General features: G+C 33.1%; 22 protein-coding genes. 8 read left to right on the top strand and 14 right to left on the bottom strand.

The features are described 5' to 3' along the window. The first annotated feature begins 292 nt into the window (after window positions 1–292). Window positions 293–940 (top strand): hemolysin III family protein, encoded by a 648-nt coding sequence (locus JRC48_RS11900; RefSeq protein WP_235069703.1) that lies wholly within the window; start codon window positions 293–295, stop codon window positions 938–940. Between the two features lie 82 nt (window positions 941–1,022). Here the strand turns inward: JRC48_RS11900 and JRC48_RS11895 are convergent, their stop codons facing one another. Together JRC48_RS11895 and JRC48_RS11890 are read right to left on the bottom strand one after the other, a co-directional pair. Then, the gene (locus JRC48_RS11895) at window positions 1,023–1,490 is read right to left on the bottom strand and encodes a hypothetical protein (protein ID WP_235069702.1); all 468 of its coding nucleotides are present in this window, start codon (window positions 1,488–1,490) and stop codon (window positions 1,023–1,025) included. Window positions 1,491–1,529: 39 nt separating this feature from the next. After that, window positions 1,530–1,820: a hypothetical protein gene (locus JRC48_RS11890; RefSeq protein ID WP_235069701.1), complete on the bottom strand. Its 291-nt coding sequence runs from the start codon at window positions 1,818–1,820 to the stop codon at window positions 1,530–1,532. Here JRC48_RS11890 and JRC48_RS11885 point away from each other — a divergent pair. Then, window positions 1,790–2,215, top strand: coding sequence for a hemolysin III family protein (locus tag JRC48_RS11885; protein WP_235069700.1), 426 nt, complete (start codon window positions 1,790–1,792; stop codon window positions 2,213–2,215). The genes JRC48_RS11890 and JRC48_RS11885 overlap by 31 nt on opposite strands. Window positions 2,216–2,308: 93 nt before the next feature. Here the strand turns inward: JRC48_RS11885 and JRC48_RS11880 are convergent, their stop codons facing one another. Then, entirely contained in the window at window positions 2,309–2,719 is a 411-nt protein-coding gene (locus JRC48_RS11880; RefSeq protein ID WP_235069696.1) for a hypothetical protein, read from the bottom strand. Window positions 2,720–2,758: 39 nt separating this feature from the next. Continuing rightward, window positions 2,759–3,049: a hypothetical protein gene (locus tag JRC48_RS11875; protein ID WP_235069699.1), complete on the bottom strand. Its 291-nt coding sequence runs from the start codon at window positions 3,047–3,049 to the stop codon at window positions 2,759–2,761. Here JRC48_RS11875 and JRC48_RS11870 point away from each other — a divergent pair. Next, entirely contained in the window at window positions 3,019–3,444 is a 426-nt protein-coding gene (locus JRC48_RS11870) for a hemolysin III family protein (protein WP_235069698.1), read from the top strand. The two genes, JRC48_RS11875 and JRC48_RS11870, sit on opposite strands and share 31 nt — an antisense overlap. Before the next feature lie 152 nt (window positions 3,445–3,596). Further along, window positions 3,597–4,541, top strand: a complete 945-nt coding sequence (locus JRC48_RS11865) for an IS30 family transposase (protein WP_235069697.1) — start codon at window positions 3,597–3,599, stop codon at window positions 4,539–4,541. 22 nt (window positions 4,542–4,563) lie between these two features. Here JRC48_RS11865 and JRC48_RS11860 read toward each other — a convergent pair whose 3' ends face one another. From JRC48_RS11860 to JRC48_RS11850, 3 genes are all read right to left on the bottom strand, one after another. Beyond that, window positions 4,564–4,974, bottom strand: coding sequence for a hypothetical protein (locus JRC48_RS11860; RefSeq protein WP_235069696.1), 411 nt, complete (start codon window positions 4,972–4,974; stop codon window positions 4,564–4,566). 39 nt (window positions 4,975–5,013) lie between these two features. Continuing rightward, window positions 5,014–5,304, bottom strand: coding sequence for a hypothetical protein (locus JRC48_RS11855; protein ID WP_235069695.1), 291 nt, complete (start codon window positions 5,302–5,304; stop codon window positions 5,014–5,016). A gap of 129 nt (window positions 5,305–5,433) precedes the next feature. Then, window positions 5,434–5,841 (bottom strand): rhodanese-like domain-containing protein, encoded by a 408-nt coding sequence (locus JRC48_RS11850; RefSeq protein WP_235071062.1) that lies wholly within the window; start codon window positions 5,839–5,841, stop codon window positions 5,434–5,436. Window positions 5,842–6,158: 317 nt separating this feature from the next. On the opposite strand from JRC48_RS11850, the gene JRC48_RS11845 reads away from it, so the two are divergent. Further along, a complete protein-coding gene (locus JRC48_RS11845; protein ID WP_235069694.1) occupies window positions 6,159–7,625 on the top strand; it encodes a PLP-dependent aminotransferase family protein in 1,467 nt (488 codons plus the stop codon). Between the two features lie 58 nt (window positions 7,626–7,683). Here the strand turns inward: JRC48_RS11845 and surE are convergent, their stop codons facing one another. From surE to JRC48_RS11815, 6 genes are all read right to left on the bottom strand, one after another. Further along, the gene (surE, locus tag JRC48_RS11840; protein ID WP_235069693.1) at window positions 7,684–8,400 is read right to left on the bottom strand and encodes a 5'/3'-nucleotidase SurE; all 717 of its coding nucleotides are present in this window, start codon (window positions 8,398–8,400) and stop codon (window positions 7,684–7,686) included. Between the two features lie 11 nt (window positions 8,401–8,411). Further along, window positions 8,412–9,353, bottom strand: a complete 942-nt coding sequence (locus JRC48_RS11835) for a bifunctional oligoribonuclease/PAP phosphatase NrnA (RefSeq protein ID WP_235069692.1) — start codon at window positions 9,351–9,353, stop codon at window positions 8,412–8,414. A gap of 82 nt (window positions 9,354–9,435) precedes the next feature. Then, window positions 9,436–10,749, bottom strand: coding sequence for an ABC transporter substrate-binding protein (locus JRC48_RS11830; protein WP_235069691.1), 1,314 nt, complete (start codon window positions 10,747–10,749; stop codon window positions 9,436–9,438). 96 nt (window positions 10,750–10,845) lie between these two features. Continuing rightward, complete coding sequence (locus JRC48_RS11825) at window positions 10,846–11,688, bottom strand: carbohydrate ABC transporter permease (RefSeq protein WP_235069690.1); 843 nt, start codon at window positions 11,686–11,688, stop codon at window positions 10,846–10,848. Window positions 11,689–11,700: 12 nt separating this feature from the next. Further along, a complete protein-coding gene (locus JRC48_RS11820; protein WP_235069689.1) occupies window positions 11,701–12,618 on the bottom strand; it encodes a carbohydrate ABC transporter permease in 918 nt (305 codons plus the stop codon). 9 nt (window positions 12,619–12,627) lie between these two features. After that, complete coding sequence (locus tag JRC48_RS11815) at window positions 12,628–13,671, bottom strand: ABC transporter ATP-binding protein (RefSeq protein WP_235069688.1); 1,044 nt, start codon at window positions 13,669–13,671, stop codon at window positions 12,628–12,630. A 341-nt stretch (window positions 13,672–14,012) separates the two neighbouring features. On the opposite strand from JRC48_RS11815, the gene JRC48_RS11810 reads away from it, so the two are divergent. From JRC48_RS11810 to JRC48_RS11800, 3 genes are all read left to right on the top strand, one after another. Further along, window positions 14,013–15,038 carry an ABC transporter substrate-binding protein gene (locus JRC48_RS11810; protein WP_235069687.1) on the top strand — a complete coding sequence of 342 codons (1,026 nt, stop codon included), beginning with the start codon at window positions 14,013–14,015 and terminating at the stop codon, window positions 15,036–15,038. A gap of 123 nt (window positions 15,039–15,161) precedes the next feature. After that, window positions 15,162–15,914 carry an ABC transporter ATP-binding protein gene (locus tag JRC48_RS11805; protein WP_235069686.1) on the top strand — a complete coding sequence of 251 codons (753 nt, stop codon included), beginning with the start codon at window positions 15,162–15,164 and terminating at the stop codon, window positions 15,912–15,914. After that, complete coding sequence (locus JRC48_RS11800) at window positions 15,904–16,722, top strand: ABC transporter permease (protein ID WP_235069685.1); 819 nt, start codon at window positions 15,904–15,906, stop codon at window positions 16,720–16,722. Before JRC48_RS11805 ends, JRC48_RS11800 begins: the two co-directional genes overlap by 11 nt. Window positions 16,723–16,795: 73 nt before the next feature. Here the strand turns inward: JRC48_RS11800 and JRC48_RS11795 are convergent, their stop codons facing one another. Continuing rightward, a complete protein-coding gene (locus tag JRC48_RS11795; protein WP_235069684.1) occupies window positions 16,796–17,917 on the bottom strand; it encodes a DHHW family protein in 1,122 nt (373 codons plus the stop codon). Window positions 17,918–17,920: the final 3 nt, after the last annotated feature.

Here is a 17,920-nt window from a genome sequence, read left to right as displayed (position 1 = left end):
CTCCCCATAATATGATAAAAATATATGAGTTGAATGAATGAATTAGAACAAAATGATACAAACTTAGTCTTGTATTCATCCGTTTACACTGGATTTATGTCAATATTTCAGTCCTATAATAAGAGATGCGTTTTCTAACTTATAAGAAACATAGCGAATGAAAAAACTAAGTATTATAACTAGTATATTTATATCGTTAAATCATGTTTATAGTTTATTTTTAGACACTAAATGACATGAATCATAACTATAATTAATATAATTGATATAGTTATTATGAGGAGGATTAAATATGAACAATTACATAAGAGAACCGATTAATGGATTAACTCATTTAGTAGGTGCTATTTTATCTCTTATTGCTTTAGTTGCAATGGTTTTTAAAGTCGTTATGGAAAATTACACATTGACTGGATTAATATCTGTAATTATTTTTGGTCTAAGTATGCTATTACTTTACGCAACATCAGCTACTTATCATATGATTATTTCATCAGATCCTGTCATTAATTTTTTACAACGGCTTGATCACAGTATGATATTTGTATTAATTGTAGGTTCTTATACACCTTTTTGTCTAATGGTCTTAAATGGAAAATCAGGATGGATTTTATTTAGTATTGTCTCAATAATCGCTATATGTGGAATTATATTTAAACTCGCTTGGTTTAATTGTTCTCGTGTGCTATCGACTTCCATTTATATTTTAATGGGATGGTTAGTGATTTTTGCCTTTGAACCATTATTACTTGCATTAAGTACAAATGGTGTGATGCTTCTTGTTCTAGGTGGTGTTCTTTATACAATAGGCGGCATTCTTTATGCGATTAAGCCTGATTGGCAAGTTTTTAAATATCTTGGATATCACGAGGTTTTTCATATTTTTATTTTACTCGGTAGTTTATCTCACTTCTTATGTATCTATTTTTATGTTCTGTAATGAAGGATACATTTCTTCTACCTCATTTATCAACAAAAAAAGCTGAGTTCTTAAGAACTCAGCTTTTAAAACTTAAATCAGACTAGTATTCACAACCGCAGTCTTCACCTTTTCCTCGACCGCAACCTGCAACTTTGCACCAATCTTCATTACGACGACCATGATCGTAGCGGTTATTTTCTTTAACAACTTTTTTCTCAATAACATATTCATGATCATAGTGATGATTTTCTACTTGTTTGCAAACAACTGGCACAATGTGTTTTACACAATGACGATAATGTTTTTCTTCTTTACAGTATACAGTTGGTTCAACAACTACTTTACATCCATATTCTGGACGTTGTGGTCTACCTCCACATCCATGTTGAGGACGTTGTGGTTTACATCCACATCCGTATTCTGGACGTTTTGATTCGTATTCCCATTTTTCTTCTTTTTCGAATTCACATTCTTCTTCTGGATACCATTTTTCTTCGTCATAGCAAGGTTTTTGATATTTCATTTCTTCTTCTTTACCCATAAAACGTGAACAACCATATTGTTTCATAATGTTTATATCTCCTTTTTTTTAGAAAAATTAGTGGCATTATTGCTTATCAGTATTTTGACCTTTGTCACAACTTTTTTTGAAGAATTGTGAGCCTCGATGATAATGATTAACCTCTTTTTTTGTGACTGGTCTATAAATATATTGATGGCAATAATGATGATGTTCAATTCTTGTTACGATGACTGGAATGTCGCATCTTATAGTCTCAGAATAATCAGATTGATTCGAACGACTCTGAGGTGTAGACTCAAAGGTTTGAACAGAAGGCTCAAATGTTTTGATTTCGTTCGCATCGTTTGACTGATCATAAGAATTCCATCTTTTCATTTCAATGCCTCTTTTCGTTTTTCTTTGAGCTACAATATAATATATTAATAATTCCAATTTTTGTTAGGGTTATTTTCTTATTTTTTATCGTTATTTACGGAAGTATATTTAAACTCGCTTGGTTTAACTGTTCTCGTATGCTATCGACTTCAATTTATATTTTAATGGGATGGTTAGTGATTTTTGCCTTTGAACCATTACTGATTGCTTTAAGTACGAATGGTGTGACACTTCTTATTTTCGGTGGTGTTCTTTATACAATAGGTGGAATTCTTTATACGATTAAGCCTGATTGGCAAATTTTTAAATATTTTGGATACCACGAAGTTTTTCATATTTTTATTTTACTCGGTAGTTTATCTTACTTCTTATGTACCTATTTTTATGTTCTGTAATGAAGGATACATTTCTTCTATCTCATTTAACTTCATTTATACAAACAAAAAAGCTGAGTCCTTAAGAACTCAGCTTTTAAAACTTAAAACAGACTAGTATTCACAACCGCAGTCTTCATTTTTTCCTCGACCACAACCTGCAACTTTGCACCAATCTTCATTACGACGACCATGATCGTAGCGGTTATTTTCTTTAACCACTTTTTTCTCAATAATATATTCATGATCATAGTGATGATTTTCTACTTGTTTGCAAACGACTGGCACAATGTGTTTTACACAATGACGATAGTGTTTTTCTTCTTTACAGTATACAGTTGGCTCAACCACTACTTTACATCTACATCCATGTTCTGGACGTTGTGGTTTACATCCCCATTTTTCTTCTTTTTCGAATTCGCATTCGTCTTCTTCTGGATACCATTTTTCTTCGTCATAGCAAGGTTTTTGATATTTCATTTCTTCTTCTTTACCCATAAAACGTGAACAACCATATTGTTTCATAATGTTTATATCTCCTTTTTTTTAGAAAAATTAGTGGCATTATTGCTTGTCAGTATTTTGACCTTTGTCACAACTTTTTTTGAAGAATTGTGACCCTCGATGATAATGATTAACCTCTTTTTTTGTGACTGGTCTATAAATATATTGATGGCAATAATGATGATGTTCAATTCTTGTTACGATGACTGGAATGTCGCATCTTATAGTCTCAGAATAATCAGATTGATTCGAACGACTCTGAGGTGTAGACTCAAAGGTTTGAACAGAAGGCTCAAATGTTTTGATTTCGTTCACATCGTTTGACTGATCATAAGAATTCCATCTTTTCATTTCAATGCCTCTTTTCGTTTTTCTTTGAGCTACAATATAATATATTAATAATTCCAATTTTTGTTAGGGTTATTTTCTTATTTTTTATCGTTATTTACGGAAGTATATTTAAACTCGCTTGGTTTAACTGTTCTCGTATGCTATCGACTTCAATTTATATTTTAATGGGATGGTTAGTGATTTTTGCCTTTGAACCATTACTGATTGCTTTAAGTACGAATGGTGTGACACTTCTTATTTTCGGTGGTGTTCTTTATACAATAGGTGGAATTCTTTATACGATTAAGCCTGATTGGCAAATTTTTAAATATTTTGGATACCACGAAGTTTTTCATATTTTTATTTTACTCGGTAGTTTATCTTACTTCTTATGTATCTATTTTTATGTTCTGTAATGAAGGATACATTTCTTCTATCTCATTTAACTTCATTTATACAAACGACAGATTGTAATATTAAGTGCGACACATAAAAAAAAAGCTCATAAATAGGATCTTTGTTATAGAATGAAGTTACCACACCAAATTCTTAACAAGGAGAGCTATTTATGAGTTATAAACATCTTACCACATTTGAACGTACACGTATAGAAGTTCTTTTGAAAATGGGCTATTCGACAAGACAGATTGCAGCTCAATTGAATCGACATCACTCGACCATTGCTCGTGAATTGAAACGAAATACTCAGAAAACTTATCAGGCTGAGCTAGCAGAGAAATTAGCCGGAAAACGACGTTTAGCTTGTCACCGTAAAGAAGTAAAGTCTGAAGAACTCATTCAAACCATTCAACACTATTTGAAGTTAACCTGGTCGCCTGAACAAATTTCTCATACGGTTTTAAAGGGTGTGATTTCATTTAAAACCATTTATCGTTGGATTTATGATGGTACGATTTTATCAGGAGATTTAAGCTGTTTAAGACAAAAAGGAAAGCGTCGAAAACCACGAGAAACACGTGGGCGATTTAACATTGGAACCTCGATTCATCAACGCCCCAAAGAGGTTAAAAAGCGCCAAACATTCGGACACTGGGAATTAGATACAGTGGTTTCAAGTCGTGGAAAAAGTAAGGGGTGTTTAGCGACCTTTGTTGAACGTCAAACACGCTTTTATATGGCCGTGAAAATAGAAAATCGCTCGGCTTCAGAGATGTATCGAGCGATTCAAGAGTTATATGAACACTTCCCTAACGACACGTTCAAAACCTATACCGTTGATCGAGGAAAAGAGTTTGCCTGTTATTCCAAAGTAGAGGCTGATTTAAAGGTCCCTGTTTACTTCGCAGATGCTTATTCCTCTTGGCAAAGAGGAAGTAATGAAAATGCCAATGGATTACTTCGAGAATTCTTCCCGAAAAAGACCGACTTGGCACGAGTAACTGAAAAAGAGGTTAATGAGGCACTCTGCCTCATTAACCATCGACCACGAAAATGTTTAGGTTGGAAAACTTCATTTGATCTATTTCATGAGCAAGTGTCGCATTTATATTGACAATTCGTCAACTTAAAACAGACTAGTATTCACAACCGCAGTCTTCATTTTTTCCTCGACCACAACCTGCAACTTTGCACCAATCTTCATTACGACGACCATGATCGTAGCGGTTATTTTCTTTAACCACTTTTTTCTCAATAATATATTCATGATCATAGTGATGATTTTCTACTTGTTTGCAAACGACTGGCACAATGTGTTTTACACAATGACGATAGTGTTTTTCTTCTTTACAGTATACAGTTGGCTCAACCACTACTTTACATCTACATCCATGTTCTGGACGTTGTGGTTTACATCCCCATTTTTCTTCTTTTTCGAATTCGCATTCGTCTTCTTCTGGATACCATTTTTCTTCGTCATAGCAAGGTTTTTGATATTTCATTTCTTCTTCTTTACCCATAAAACGTGAACAACCATATTGTTTCATAATGTTTATATCTCCTTTTTTTTAGAAAAATTAGTGGCATTATTGCTTATCAGTATTTTGACCTTTGTCACAACTTTTTTTGAAGAATTGTGACCCTCGATGATAATGATTAACCTCTTTTTTTGTGACTGGTCTATAAATATATTGATGGCAATAATGATGATGTTCAATTCTTGTTACGATGACTGGAATGTCGCATCTTATAGTCTCAAAGTAATCAGATTGATTCGAACGACTCTGAGGTGTAGACTCAAAGGTTTGAACAGAAGGCTCAAATGTTTTGATTTCGTTCACATCGTTTGACTGATCATAAGAATTCCATCTTTCCATTTCAACGCCTCCTTCCGTTTTTCTTTGAGCTACAATATAATATATTAACAATTCCAATTTTTGTTATGTTTATTTACTTATTTTTCAAAAAACTTTAAATATTAAAAAACATCTCATTTAAGAGATGTTTTAATTTATACCGCCTTCAATGACATATAGAGTTTTATATCCTAAGGCCTCTAGTTGTAAAGCTACCGTTTTACTTCGATGACCTGATTCACAATAAAGAATAATCGTCTTATCCTTATAGATCTCAAGTTCATTCAAATGTTCGTTTAGTTCTCTACTTGGAATATTAATCGCATTTTCTAAGTGAGACGCTATATATTCACTATTATTTCTAACATCTATTACAATATTACCTTTCGTTTCCTTCAGTAACTTTTCTGCTTCTTGCTGACTGATGTAATGAACGACAGAAATAGTTGAAACAGGCTGACTCGTATTTCTATCTGATTCATGATAATCAATGATTGCTACTATCATTAAAAAGATAAAAATTAAACAAAATGTAATTTTCCCAACGAGTCTTTTCATTTCTATCACATACTTTCTTCAAGATACTATTAGTATTTGGTTGTTTTGAAGTTTTATTCTTAAGGATTCTCTAATTCATAAACGTGATGTCGTCAACATAGAAATGATACTTTACCCCTTATCCGTGTATCGCAGTTACGATGACATCATTCTAACTATTAATCGTAACTCAATAATAATGAATTATTTTATCAATCTGTGTCACAATCTTACGTTCTTTACATTATAGTATCCATCTTTTATAATAACTGTATCGAAACAGTTTATACTGACTTCTTAATAAAGATAAACTAATCATCTCAAAAGGACTGATCAGGATGCTTCCTATTTCTATACACTTAGATAAAAACAACTCAATTCCCATGTATTTACAACTAGCTAATCAATTACAGCAATTGATTGAAACGAAGCAATTATCCCCAGGTTCATCGCTTCCTTCTATTAGAAAACTGGCCACCTTTCTTGGCGTTAATACGGTAACCATTGTATCTGCTTATAAACATCTTGAAACAAAAGAACTCATTCAAGCTAAAAAAGGAAGCGGGTATTTTATTTTAGAAAAAGAGCCTTCTCAACAACCGCCTATTATTAAAAGTCATTCTACACCGTCAATCGCTCATCAGCATCTTCAACTAGGTGAAAATGAAATTAATTTTGCTAGTGCAACCCCTGATCCTAGTGTTTTTCCGATTACCGCTTTTAAAAAGTATCTCAATATCGTATTAGACCGTGATCAAGGATACGTTTTTGGTTATCAAGAAAGTAACGGCTACGCTCCTTTAAGAGAAAGTCTTTGTCTATTCTTAAAGAAAAACTATTCCATTAACACCTCACCTGACTATCTTCAAATTGTATCAGGTGCTCAACAAGGAATCGATATTATTGCTAAGGCAATATTAAATTCAAAAGATCATATTATTGTCGAATGCCCCACTTATACAGGGGCTTTAGCTGCTTTCAGTTCTCGTGAAGTAACGATTCACGAAGTACCAATTGAGGAGGATGGATTAGATGTGGATGAATTAGAAACGCTTATTCAAACATATCAACCTAAACTTCTTTATCTCATGAGTAAATTTCAAAATCCTTCAACGATTTCTTATTCTCAAGAAAAAATTAATAAAATTATTGAGTTAGCTGAAAAATATAATTTCTATATTGTTGAAGATGATTCCATGTCTGAAATTTGTTTTAATTCAGATTCATCCTCAAAAAGCTTTAAATCAAGCGATCCTTATCAACGAGTGATTTATATCAAGAGCTTCTCCAAATTATTAATGCCAGGTCTTCGCATCGGATTCATGGTTGTTCCTCCTCAATTAGCTATGTCCATTCTAAATGCAAAACATCATACCGATATCTCTTCTTCTGGACTCATTCAAAGAACGGTTGATTTATACTTACGTGAAGGTGATTGGACTCAACACATTACTCAGATGAAAAATATCTACGAAAAAAAATATCATCTGATGCTTTTAAAACTTCAAAAGTTAAAACAGTATGGGATTTACTTTCATGAACCTAATGGAGGATTACACTTTTGGGTAAAACTTCCTTCTTATCTTGATGCAAAAACGTTATGTGAAGCTTGTCAACAACACTCCTTATTAGTCATGCCAGGTTCAACATTTACCGCCAATCACGCTAATCAAATGAAACAGTATATTCGTTTAAGCTTTGCCGCTTGTAGTGAGGAACAACTGATTAAAGGAATGAATATCCTTGAACATATTTTAAAATCATATGGTCAGCAACAAAAAGTAACGACCATCCCTATTATCTAAATAAATAAAAAAGAGAGGTAGCCTCTCTTTTTTGTTTATTTAGATAATACCATTACTTTTAAAATACTTTCATAAACTCATTAATTTTATCATCATCATAAAGTTTAAATTTTAAAGGCGTAACCGTAATATAGCCATTCATGATTGATTTAACGTCTGTTTCTTCAGGCTGATCCATATCAATTAGCGGACCTGATAAACGATGTCCGTCTTCCTCTTCAACATAAGTCTCATCGTATCGACTAATTCCTACCGTCGTCACTTTAACTCCTTTTGGCGTCTCTAATGATGGAAAGTTAATATTAATCGTTGTATCCGATGTTAATAAACCAGATAATAATTTTTCAAATAAATTAGGAAAATGATCTGTTACAACTTTAAAGTTTGAATCGGTTGTAGAAACAGCAATGGCTGGATATCCACATAAATTAGCTTCAATAGCACCTGAAACTGTCCCAGAGTATAAAACATCTGTTCCAACATTGCGTTCATCGTTAATACCAGATAACACGACATCTGGCTTGATTTTTAAATGAGCTAAAGCATATTTGACACAGTCAGCAGGTGTGCCATCAATCCCCATAGCTAATGTGGCACCTTTCACAACCGTTGGATATGACTTTAATGGTCGACGCATCGTAATTCCATGGCTAACTGCACTATTATTCGTATGTGGCGCAACCACATATACTTCACCATAATTTGAGGCAATATCAGCTAATGCATGAATTCCAGGTGCTTGAATTCCATCATCATTTGTAATTAAAATCTTCATCTTACCATCCTTTAATTTTGTTGTGCTAATTGGTCTAAATCTTTAATCATTTCATCAATCGTATCCCATGAATTAACACGTGCTCCAGCGGCTTGAAGATGACCACCACCACCGTATTTTTTAGCAACTTCATTAACTGCTGCTCCACTTGAACGTAAATTGACACGGATATCTCCTTGAGCTTTATCCTCAACAAAAAATGCCCAAATCTTAATTCCTTCAATATTGGCAAGTGTATTTACTTGTGATGAAGCAGAGTTTTCATCAATATTAAACTCTTTTAATTGTTCATCCGTTAATTTAAGATAACCAACCCCGTTATTCGTTTCTTTAAAGTTTAATAATGCATAACCTTTAAAACGTACAAGTGATTTAGATTGAGTATACATATGTGCATATAATTCAATCATATCAAAGTCATATTTTAGTAGCGTAGACGCGTAACGTAATGTTTGTTCCGAAACCCCTCTAAATAAGAAACGTCCTGTGTCAGAAATGATTCCATTATATAAACAGCGTGCGCCATTATCACTTATTTTTAATTGTTGTTCAATGAGTAAAGATGTGATCATTTCACACGTTGAGGTATATGATGTGTCAATCCATTCAATATCTGCATATTCATCTGAAAATGGGTGATGATCAATTTTAATTTTATAAGTTCCTAATCTCCAACGATCATCTGAAATACGTGCAGCATTTGACGTATCAGTAATTATAACAAGAGCATTATTGTAAACAGAATCTTCAATTTTATCAGTTGTTCCTATATAGTTTAAATAATCTAACTCTTCACCAACGACATATACTTTTTTATCTGGAAATGTGGTACGTATCAACTCAGCTAAACCAAACGATGAACCATAGGCATCACCATCTGGAATCACGTGTCGATGAATAATAATGGTCTGATATTCTTTAATTTTATTAATAATCTTTTCTTGAATTGTCATGTATTTAATCCTCCTTTTTTTACTAATTATAAAGAAAAATAGAGGTAGAAGTCTACCTCTATTTAACTATTAAGCTTCTTATTTATTTTAAAGAGTTAAGAGCTTCTTGAACTGCTTGTTCTGGAGATACACCATTTAATACAACTTGCTCTACTGCTTGTCCAACTGCAGTACGTACGTTATATGAAGAATATGTATCTGTGTAGAATGATGGATCATAGAAGTAGTAATCTGCTTGTTCTGGACCTACTACTTTAGTTTGATCGTTAGCTTCTACAACGTAGTTTTGATATTCATCAGAAGCAATTACTGATTCACGAATTGGTAAATATGAAGTCGTTGTTGAGAACGCTAAGTTTCCTTCATATGATGCTAAATATTTAGCAAATTCGTATGCTGCATAAACTTCTTCTGATGATTTGTTTTGATCAAATACAACAACGTTAGTTCCTTGTTGAATAACTGCTCCTGTTTCATCAGAAACTTGAGGAATTGGAGCTACTCCAACTTCAAAATCAGCTGATGAAATATGAGAATATCCAGCAGATGATCCTGTGTACATGTACACTAATTCACTCATGAATGGTCCAGAAAGATATTTATCTTCTCCTGCTAAACGCCAGTATCCAGCATCTGTATTACGTTTTAATAACTCTAAAGCCTCAATAGCAGCTTTAGCATTATCTTCACCGAATAACACTTCACCTTGAGAGTTTGTATACTCTCCACCAAATTGTTGAACCATTGTGATGAAGTAGTTTTGTGGTGAATCAATACCAAATGCAGGATTTCCTGTTAATTCTTTAATAGTCGCTGATAAAGTTTCTAATTCTTCCCAAGTTGTTGGAACAGTTAAACCATTTTCCTCAAAGAACGTTTTATTGTAGTATAAAACTTCTGTTGATTTATTAAATGGTAATGAATAGAATTGTCCACCTTCATATTGACTATTTTCAGCGCGATATGATGCGATGATATCATCAAAATCGTTAATTCCAACTTCTGTGTTTTCGATGTATGGAGTTAGGTTTACTACTGAACCTGACTGTAAATATTCAGCAACCCAATCAGGATATGCTTGAGCAATTGCTGGTACTGACCCTGATTTTAATGCAGCTGTTGTTTTTGTTTTTAAATCTGTATATTGTCCTTGATATACAGGTTTAACCGTAATGTTTTTTTCAGCCCCAATTGTTGAGTTAAACTGCTCAACTAACGCATCAACAGCTTCTTGATTTGTTCCTGACATTGCATGCCAAAATTCAATCGTTACTGGACTTTCAATTGTCGTTACGATCTCTGATGTTTCAGGTGTTTGTTCTTTGTTACCACTTGAACATGCTGCTAAAGTAGTTACCCCAGCCATAAGTGATAAAGATGTCATTAATTTCTTCACTTTGTAGTCCTCCTACTCAATTTACATTGAATTATATATGTATAAAAGGAGTTACTCCTTTAATACGCTTAATTAACGATTATAGATGAGGTTACCCTAACCTTTTAATCCTCCACGTGTTACTCCACTAATAATATACTTTTGTAAGAATAAGTAAATAATTACTACTGGAATAATAATGATTGTTGCGGCTGCCATTTGTAAATGAACTTGTGATCCAGATTCATTTGTAAAGTGTGTTAAACCGATCGTTAAAACACGCATATTATCTTTGTTTGTGATTAATAATGGCCATAAGAATGCATTCCAACTTGCAATGAAGTTTAAGATTGCAATCGTTACAATCGCACTAATCGTATTTGGAATCATAATTTTCCATAAGTACTTCCAATCACTACATCCATCAATTTTAGCTGCTTTATATAACTGTTCCGGAATTTGCATGAAATATTGTCTTAATAAGAAAATATAAAACACATTCGCAATATAAGGGATGATTAATCCTTTGAACGTATCGATCCATCCTAACGCAGAAACTGTTTGATAGTTTTGGATGATTAACATTTCTCCAGGAACCATCATTGTTGCTAATAATAAAGTGAAAATTGTGTTACTTCCAAAAAACTTATATCTTGTAAATGCAAATGCAGCAAAGATAGTTACAAATATCGTTAATATTGTATTTCCAACTGCCGAGATAACTGTATTTTTGAAGTAAATATCGAATGGAGCCATCTCCATTGCTGTTTTATAGTTATCAAACTGTGCGATACTTGGGAAAATTTTTGGTGGCACAGCAATTGATTCAGAATATGTTTTTAATGACGTTAAAATCATGAAGATAAACGGGAAAAGCATAACAATTGCTCCAAGTGATAGCGCAATGTAAATTAACACTTTAGCCCATACTGACGTAACCTTATTTGTATTACCTTCCATTGAGCACACTCCCTATTTGTAATGAACTAATTTTTTACTTAATACCATTTGAATACCTGTGATAATTAAGATAATCACAAATAAAATAATTGAAGCTGCTGCTGCTTTATGTACTTGTGATGATCCGTAGAACATATCATAGATATAATATACAACCGTCATACAGCTATTAGCCGGTCCTGGTTTACCACCAAATAAAGCGAATACTTCATTGTAAACTTTGAAGCTTCCGATAATTGACGTAATCGTTAAGAAAAAGACAGTTGGTGATAATAACGGTAATGTAATACGGCTAAACACCTTCCATTTTGGTGTTCCGTCAATTTGTGCTGCTTTATAATATTGTGGGTCAATATTTTGTAATCCTGATAAGAAGATTACAATCTTGAATGCTAGACCACTCCAAATATTGAAAATGATTAATGCCCAAATTGCCATTTTAGGATCATTTAACCACTGAATTGGTTCTACACCAAATAATCCTAAAAACTGATTAATATATCCAAAGTCACTATGGAATAACCAGCTCCATACGATTCCGATTGCAATAACTGATGTAACATACGGTAAGAAATAAATGGCTTGGAATACTTTACTCGCCTTAATTCCAGCATTTAAAAGTAACGCAATCGCTAATGCAATAATCATAGAGACTGGTACTGCAACAATAACGATTAAGAATGTATTCATTAATGCCTTTTGGAAACTTGGATCGTTTAAAACAAATTTAAATGTTGATAATCCAAATCCTGTTCCTACTTCAGTATAGTAATTATACTTCTCATAGAATCCCATTCTAAACGACATGATTAATGGGTAGACAACGAATACTAAAGTAATAATTAATGTGGGTAATAAGTATAAATAACCTAAAAAATTATGTTTAATGGTAGTTTTAGTAGCATTCGATAGATTAGCCTTTTTTTTCATTATTTACACCTACCCTACTAAACGATGACCTGAAGCTGCATCGAATAAATGGATTGCTTGTGGCTTAACTGTTAATTTAATCACATCAGATACTTTTACTTCGTAATCTGAATCAATTAAACATCTTACTTTTTGTCCAGCAATATCAACTGTCATTAATGTATCACGTCCAATAACCTCTACCATTGTTACTGTTGCTTCTACACCTTCAGATTCTGATAAGCGCCATGATTCTGGACGAACCCCAACGATCACTTCTCCATCTTGAATTTCAGTGTGACCTAATGTTAATGAACCAATTAAAATTTTTCCACCTTCTACTTTACCATTCATGAATCCCATTGGTGGAGTTCCCATGAATGAGGCAACGAATTGATTAGCAGGTTTACGATACATTTCTTGAGGTGCTTCTTTTTGTTGTAATACTCCATCTTTCATTAAAACGATTGAATCCGTAATACTCATCGCTTCCTCTTGATCGTGTGTTACGAAAATCGTTGTGATTCCAGTTTCTTGTTGAATACGACGAATTTCTTCGCGTGTTTCTAAACGTAAGCGAGCATCTAAGTTTGATAATGGCTCATCTAATAATAATACACGTGGTTTTTTTGCAATAGCACGAGCGATCGCTACACGTTGTTGTTGACCTCCAGATAATTCACCTGGTTTACGATCCATTAAGTGTCCAATTTGAACTAAGTCTGCCATTTCTTGAGCAGTTTTTAATGCTTCTGCTTTAGGAACTTTTGCATTCTCAAGTGGGAACATAATATTTTGACGTACTGTCATATGAGGATATAACGCATAGTTTTGGAACACTAAACCAATTCCGCGCTTTTCTGGTGGTAAATCTGTTACATCTTCATCTCCAAAATAAATACGACCACTTGTTGGTTTCTCTAAACCAGCAATCATATATAATGTTGTAGATTTTCCACAACCAGATGGTCCTAAAAGTCCAGCTAATGTTCCATCTTCAATTGTAACGTTTAAATTATTAACTGCTGTAAAATTTCCAAAGCTTTTTGTAATGCCCTCTAATCTTACTTCCATTGAACTAACCTCCAAAATTATGCATCCTTTTATTTTTAATTTGTATGGATACGTATAATCATTTAGTATTTTCTTGCTTTATAGATTTTTAGCGTTCATTAATCATTCTAAAGAATAATAGTAGTTTAAGTCAATGAATTTCCTGTTAAAAAATAATAATTTATCAAGACTTGTCGAAAAAAAGTGAATATCTACTACTCTCACTTACAATTATGTCCAATATTCCTTTTATTATGAGACAATCAAAAAAATATTCATTATTTTTATAACACATCTTTTGCCTAGTTGTAATACGATATGTTAGGCCGAAAACTAATCATTCGGTGATAAGGAGGTTTCCTATGAAAAAGTTTAAGAATACGTTTACCTTTTTTGTTTTAGTTTTTTTATTTACAGGTGTTTTAGCTGGATGTACTCAACAAGCGGATGAGTTAACAAAAATAAAAGTGGCTGAAGTCACTCATTCTGTTTTTTATGCGCCACACTATGTTGCTATTAGCGAAGGTTTTTTTGAAGAAGAAGGTCTTGAAATTGAGTTAATTAATGCCGGTGGTGCCGATAAAGCAATGGCGGCTTTAATCTCTGGGGAAGTTCAAGTTGGATTTATGGGACCTGAGGCAACGATTTATGTTTATAACGAGGGTGGAAAAGATCAACCGATTAACTTTGCTCAAGTGACTCAAAGAGATGGTAGTTTCTTAGTTTCTAAAAATCCAATAGACGATTTTAAATTTAGTGATTTAGCGGGTTCTGAAGTAATTGGAGGACGTAAAGGTGGAGTTCCTGAAATGACGCTTGAATACGTCTTAAAAGCTAACGGACTTGATGCACGTCCTGATGATGCAACAGCTGAAGTTAATGTGCGTACCGATATTTCATTTGATGCAATGGCAGGAGCATTCACGGGACTTGATGCTGAGTATGTCACTTTATTTGAACCATTAGCAACGACCATGGAGAAACAAGGAAAAGGCTATATCGTTGCTTCAATCGGTGAACAAACTGACAATATTCCTTTTACCTGCTACAGTGCTACTAAATCTTATATCAGTGAAAATGGAGATGTGATTCAAAACTTTACAAACGCTGTTTATAAAGGACAACAGTGGGTAGCTACTCATTCAAGCGAAGAAATTGCACAATCTATTCATGAATTCTTCCCAGATATGGAATTAGAAGATTTAGTAACTGTTATTGATCGTTATCGTTCCATCGATGCATGGGCAGATACTCCACTTCTAAAAGAAGATAGCCTTAATAATTTAATGGATATTATGCAACTTGCTGATCAATTAGATACCCGCGCACCTTACGATGCTGTCGTTGATACGACTTATGCTGAAAATGCAATTTCTAATATAAAATAACTAGTGATCGAAAAGATTTAGCTCTTGTATAAGGCGCTAAATCTTTTTATTTTCATTCTAAGGTACAGTTTTTTTACTCTCTTAATACTATATAGTATAGACGCAAAACGGAGGTGACTCAATATGTCAATCGTACTAGAAATGAACCATGTCTATAAAGATTTCTACTCTTCAGAGGAAGAGCGGCAAATTTTAAGAGATATTAACTTCTCTGTAAAAGAAGGCGAAATTTTAGTTTTGCTCGGCCCTTCAGGATGTGGAAAATCAACGATTTTAAATATAATCGCAGGCCTACTTGAACCGACTGGGGGAACAGTAGACACTTATGATAAAAAAATTGGTTATATGTTTCAAAAAGATCATCTATTTGAATGGAGAACAATTCTAAAAAATATAACACTTGGCCTTGAGATTCAACACAAACTAACGGATGAGGCTCAAGCTGAAATCAAACGATTATTAGAGATTTATGACTTGTGGGATTTTAGAAATAATTTTCCTAGAGAGTTATCTGGTGGAATGAAACAACGGGCAGCTCTTATTCGAACGCTCGCATTAAATCCTGATATTTTACTGCTTGATGAATCTTTTTCAGGTCTTGATTATCAGACACGTTTGATTGTGACAGACGATATTTATAAAATTATTAAAAAAGAAAACAAAACTGCTATCTTAGTCACACATGATATCTCAGAAGCTATATCTATGGCAGATACAGTAGCTGTTTTAACTCATCGTCCAACAACGATTCAAAGTGTCCATCAAATTAAACTAACGACAGCTGGTGAAAAAACACCACTCACTGCTCGTACAGCTCCTGAGTTCAAAGACTACTTCGATTTATTCTGGAAGGAGTTGCAAAACAATGAAAAATAAACAATCGGCTTCTTCTGGTTATCTTAATTATCTAAAAGGTATAAAAAAAGAAGCGCGACAGATTCATTGGCTTCAAATTTTATTTTGTCTTTCGTTTTTAATTTTATGGGAAATGTTAGCTAGTTATGGAGTGATTGATGATTTTATTTTTAGTAAACCATCAGCCATTTGGAGTTTATTAATGAAATATATCTCAACGGGTGAAATTTTTAAACATTTAGGAATCTCACTGTATGAAACACTCGTAGGACTAGTAATAGGAACCCTTGGAGGCGTATTTATTGCGATTTGCTTGTGGTGGTCAAATAAACTAGCAAAAGTTCTTGATCCTGCTCTTGTTGTTTTAAACGCCCTTCCCAAAACAGCACTAGCACCTATTTTAATTGTTTGGGTGGGAATGAGTACAAAGGGAATTATTGCGATTGCCATCATTACATCGATTACAGTAACCATTATGTCAGCCTATAATTATTTCATTACGGTTGATGATGAGAAAATTAAGTTAATGCAAAGCTTTCATGCGAGTAAGTGGCAAATTCTAACCAAATTAATTCTTCCTGCAAACAGTATTAATATGATTAATCTTATTAAAATTAATATTGGGATGACTTGGGTTGGAGTCATTGTCGGTGAATTTATTGCTTCGCGTGCTGGAATTGGTTATTTAATTGTTTATGGTGGACAGGTTTTCAAACTTGACTTAGTTATGATGGGGGTCTTTGTTTTAGCAATCTGTACCCTAATCATGTATCAAGGCGTTAATATGCTTGAGAGTTATTTAATCAAAAGACAAAGCACGAAAAAATAAACAAAGGGTTGATTCTTAATTAAGAATCAACCCTTTCTTATTGTAATCTTAACTTTAACTTTTCTATAACTAATTAATTTAACACTTTCAACTTGTTAATGGTTGAATCTGATCCAAATGATGATAAATTATATAAAAACAGAACTCGTTCAATCTCTTGCTCTCGAATATAATCATATGGATTTAAGTTAAAATAACGCAAATCAATTAAGTGAATTTCCTCAAAATTCATTGCTAAAAAAGGAACAAAATTATGCGCATATGAATCTTTAAAGATGATTAACTTTTCACCATTTTTAACACTACTTTTGACAATCGTTAATGGGTGATTTCCATTGATAAACATCGAATACTTATCTTTTTTACTTAAGTAATCTTCATTATATAGTCCTTCTAAAGCCTCTGTTTGATCATCCCAAGTTATTGTAAACGATGTCTCATCTTGTGGATAATACACGTCAATTTCATCTGGACTTAAATGATAATTATTAGCTTTAGAATAATAAGTTCCATAAAACTCAGTTGAAACTGTCTCAATATTGTAATTTAAATAAGGCGTCATATCCCAGTCACTCATTAATTGTTGATAAACGTAATAGGCACCTAGTGTCGTCCAGTGATGATCTGTTTTATAATAGATATACTCATTTTTATGTTGATTTAACACAGTATATGGATTAACAAAGTCAATCGTTAACTCGGTTTGTGCTACTTCTAGCATTTCATTTTGATCATAAACTGGAGCAAATAACGGTAATTTCTCTTCATAGATTTTTACAGCTGTTGGAACTAAAATAGCTGTTGCTAAAATATTAGGCATCTTCTCATGAAAAGCATTAATAGCCTCTAAATTTTTTTCATAATAAGGTCCCGCTTCAGTAAACATCTCTAGTAAATAATCTTCAGCGAAGTAAACCCCGTTATTTTCTTTCTTTTGAAAAAATAATCGCTCAACATCAGACTTCAATCCAACCCAAGCATCTTTTAAAACGAATTGATCCATCATGTATTGATCAAATTGTTGAGTATACTTACCTGATATTAGTCGTTCAAATGAAAAAGAAGGAAGCTGCTGTAGTGGACGATTTTCTGATTCTGAAATTTCACGGTCTTCAGTTATGACATTAACTAACGATAATCCAAAAATAAAAACTAAAAAGGTGATGATAATAATTTTATTTTTTATTTTATCCAATGA

This window comes from Turicibacter sp. TJ11, from assembly GCF_021497505.1.
GTDB lineage: Bacteria > Bacillota_I > Bacilli_A > MOL361 > Turicibacteraceae > Turicibacter.
This window is presented reverse-complemented; position numbering and strand designations above follow the sequence as displayed.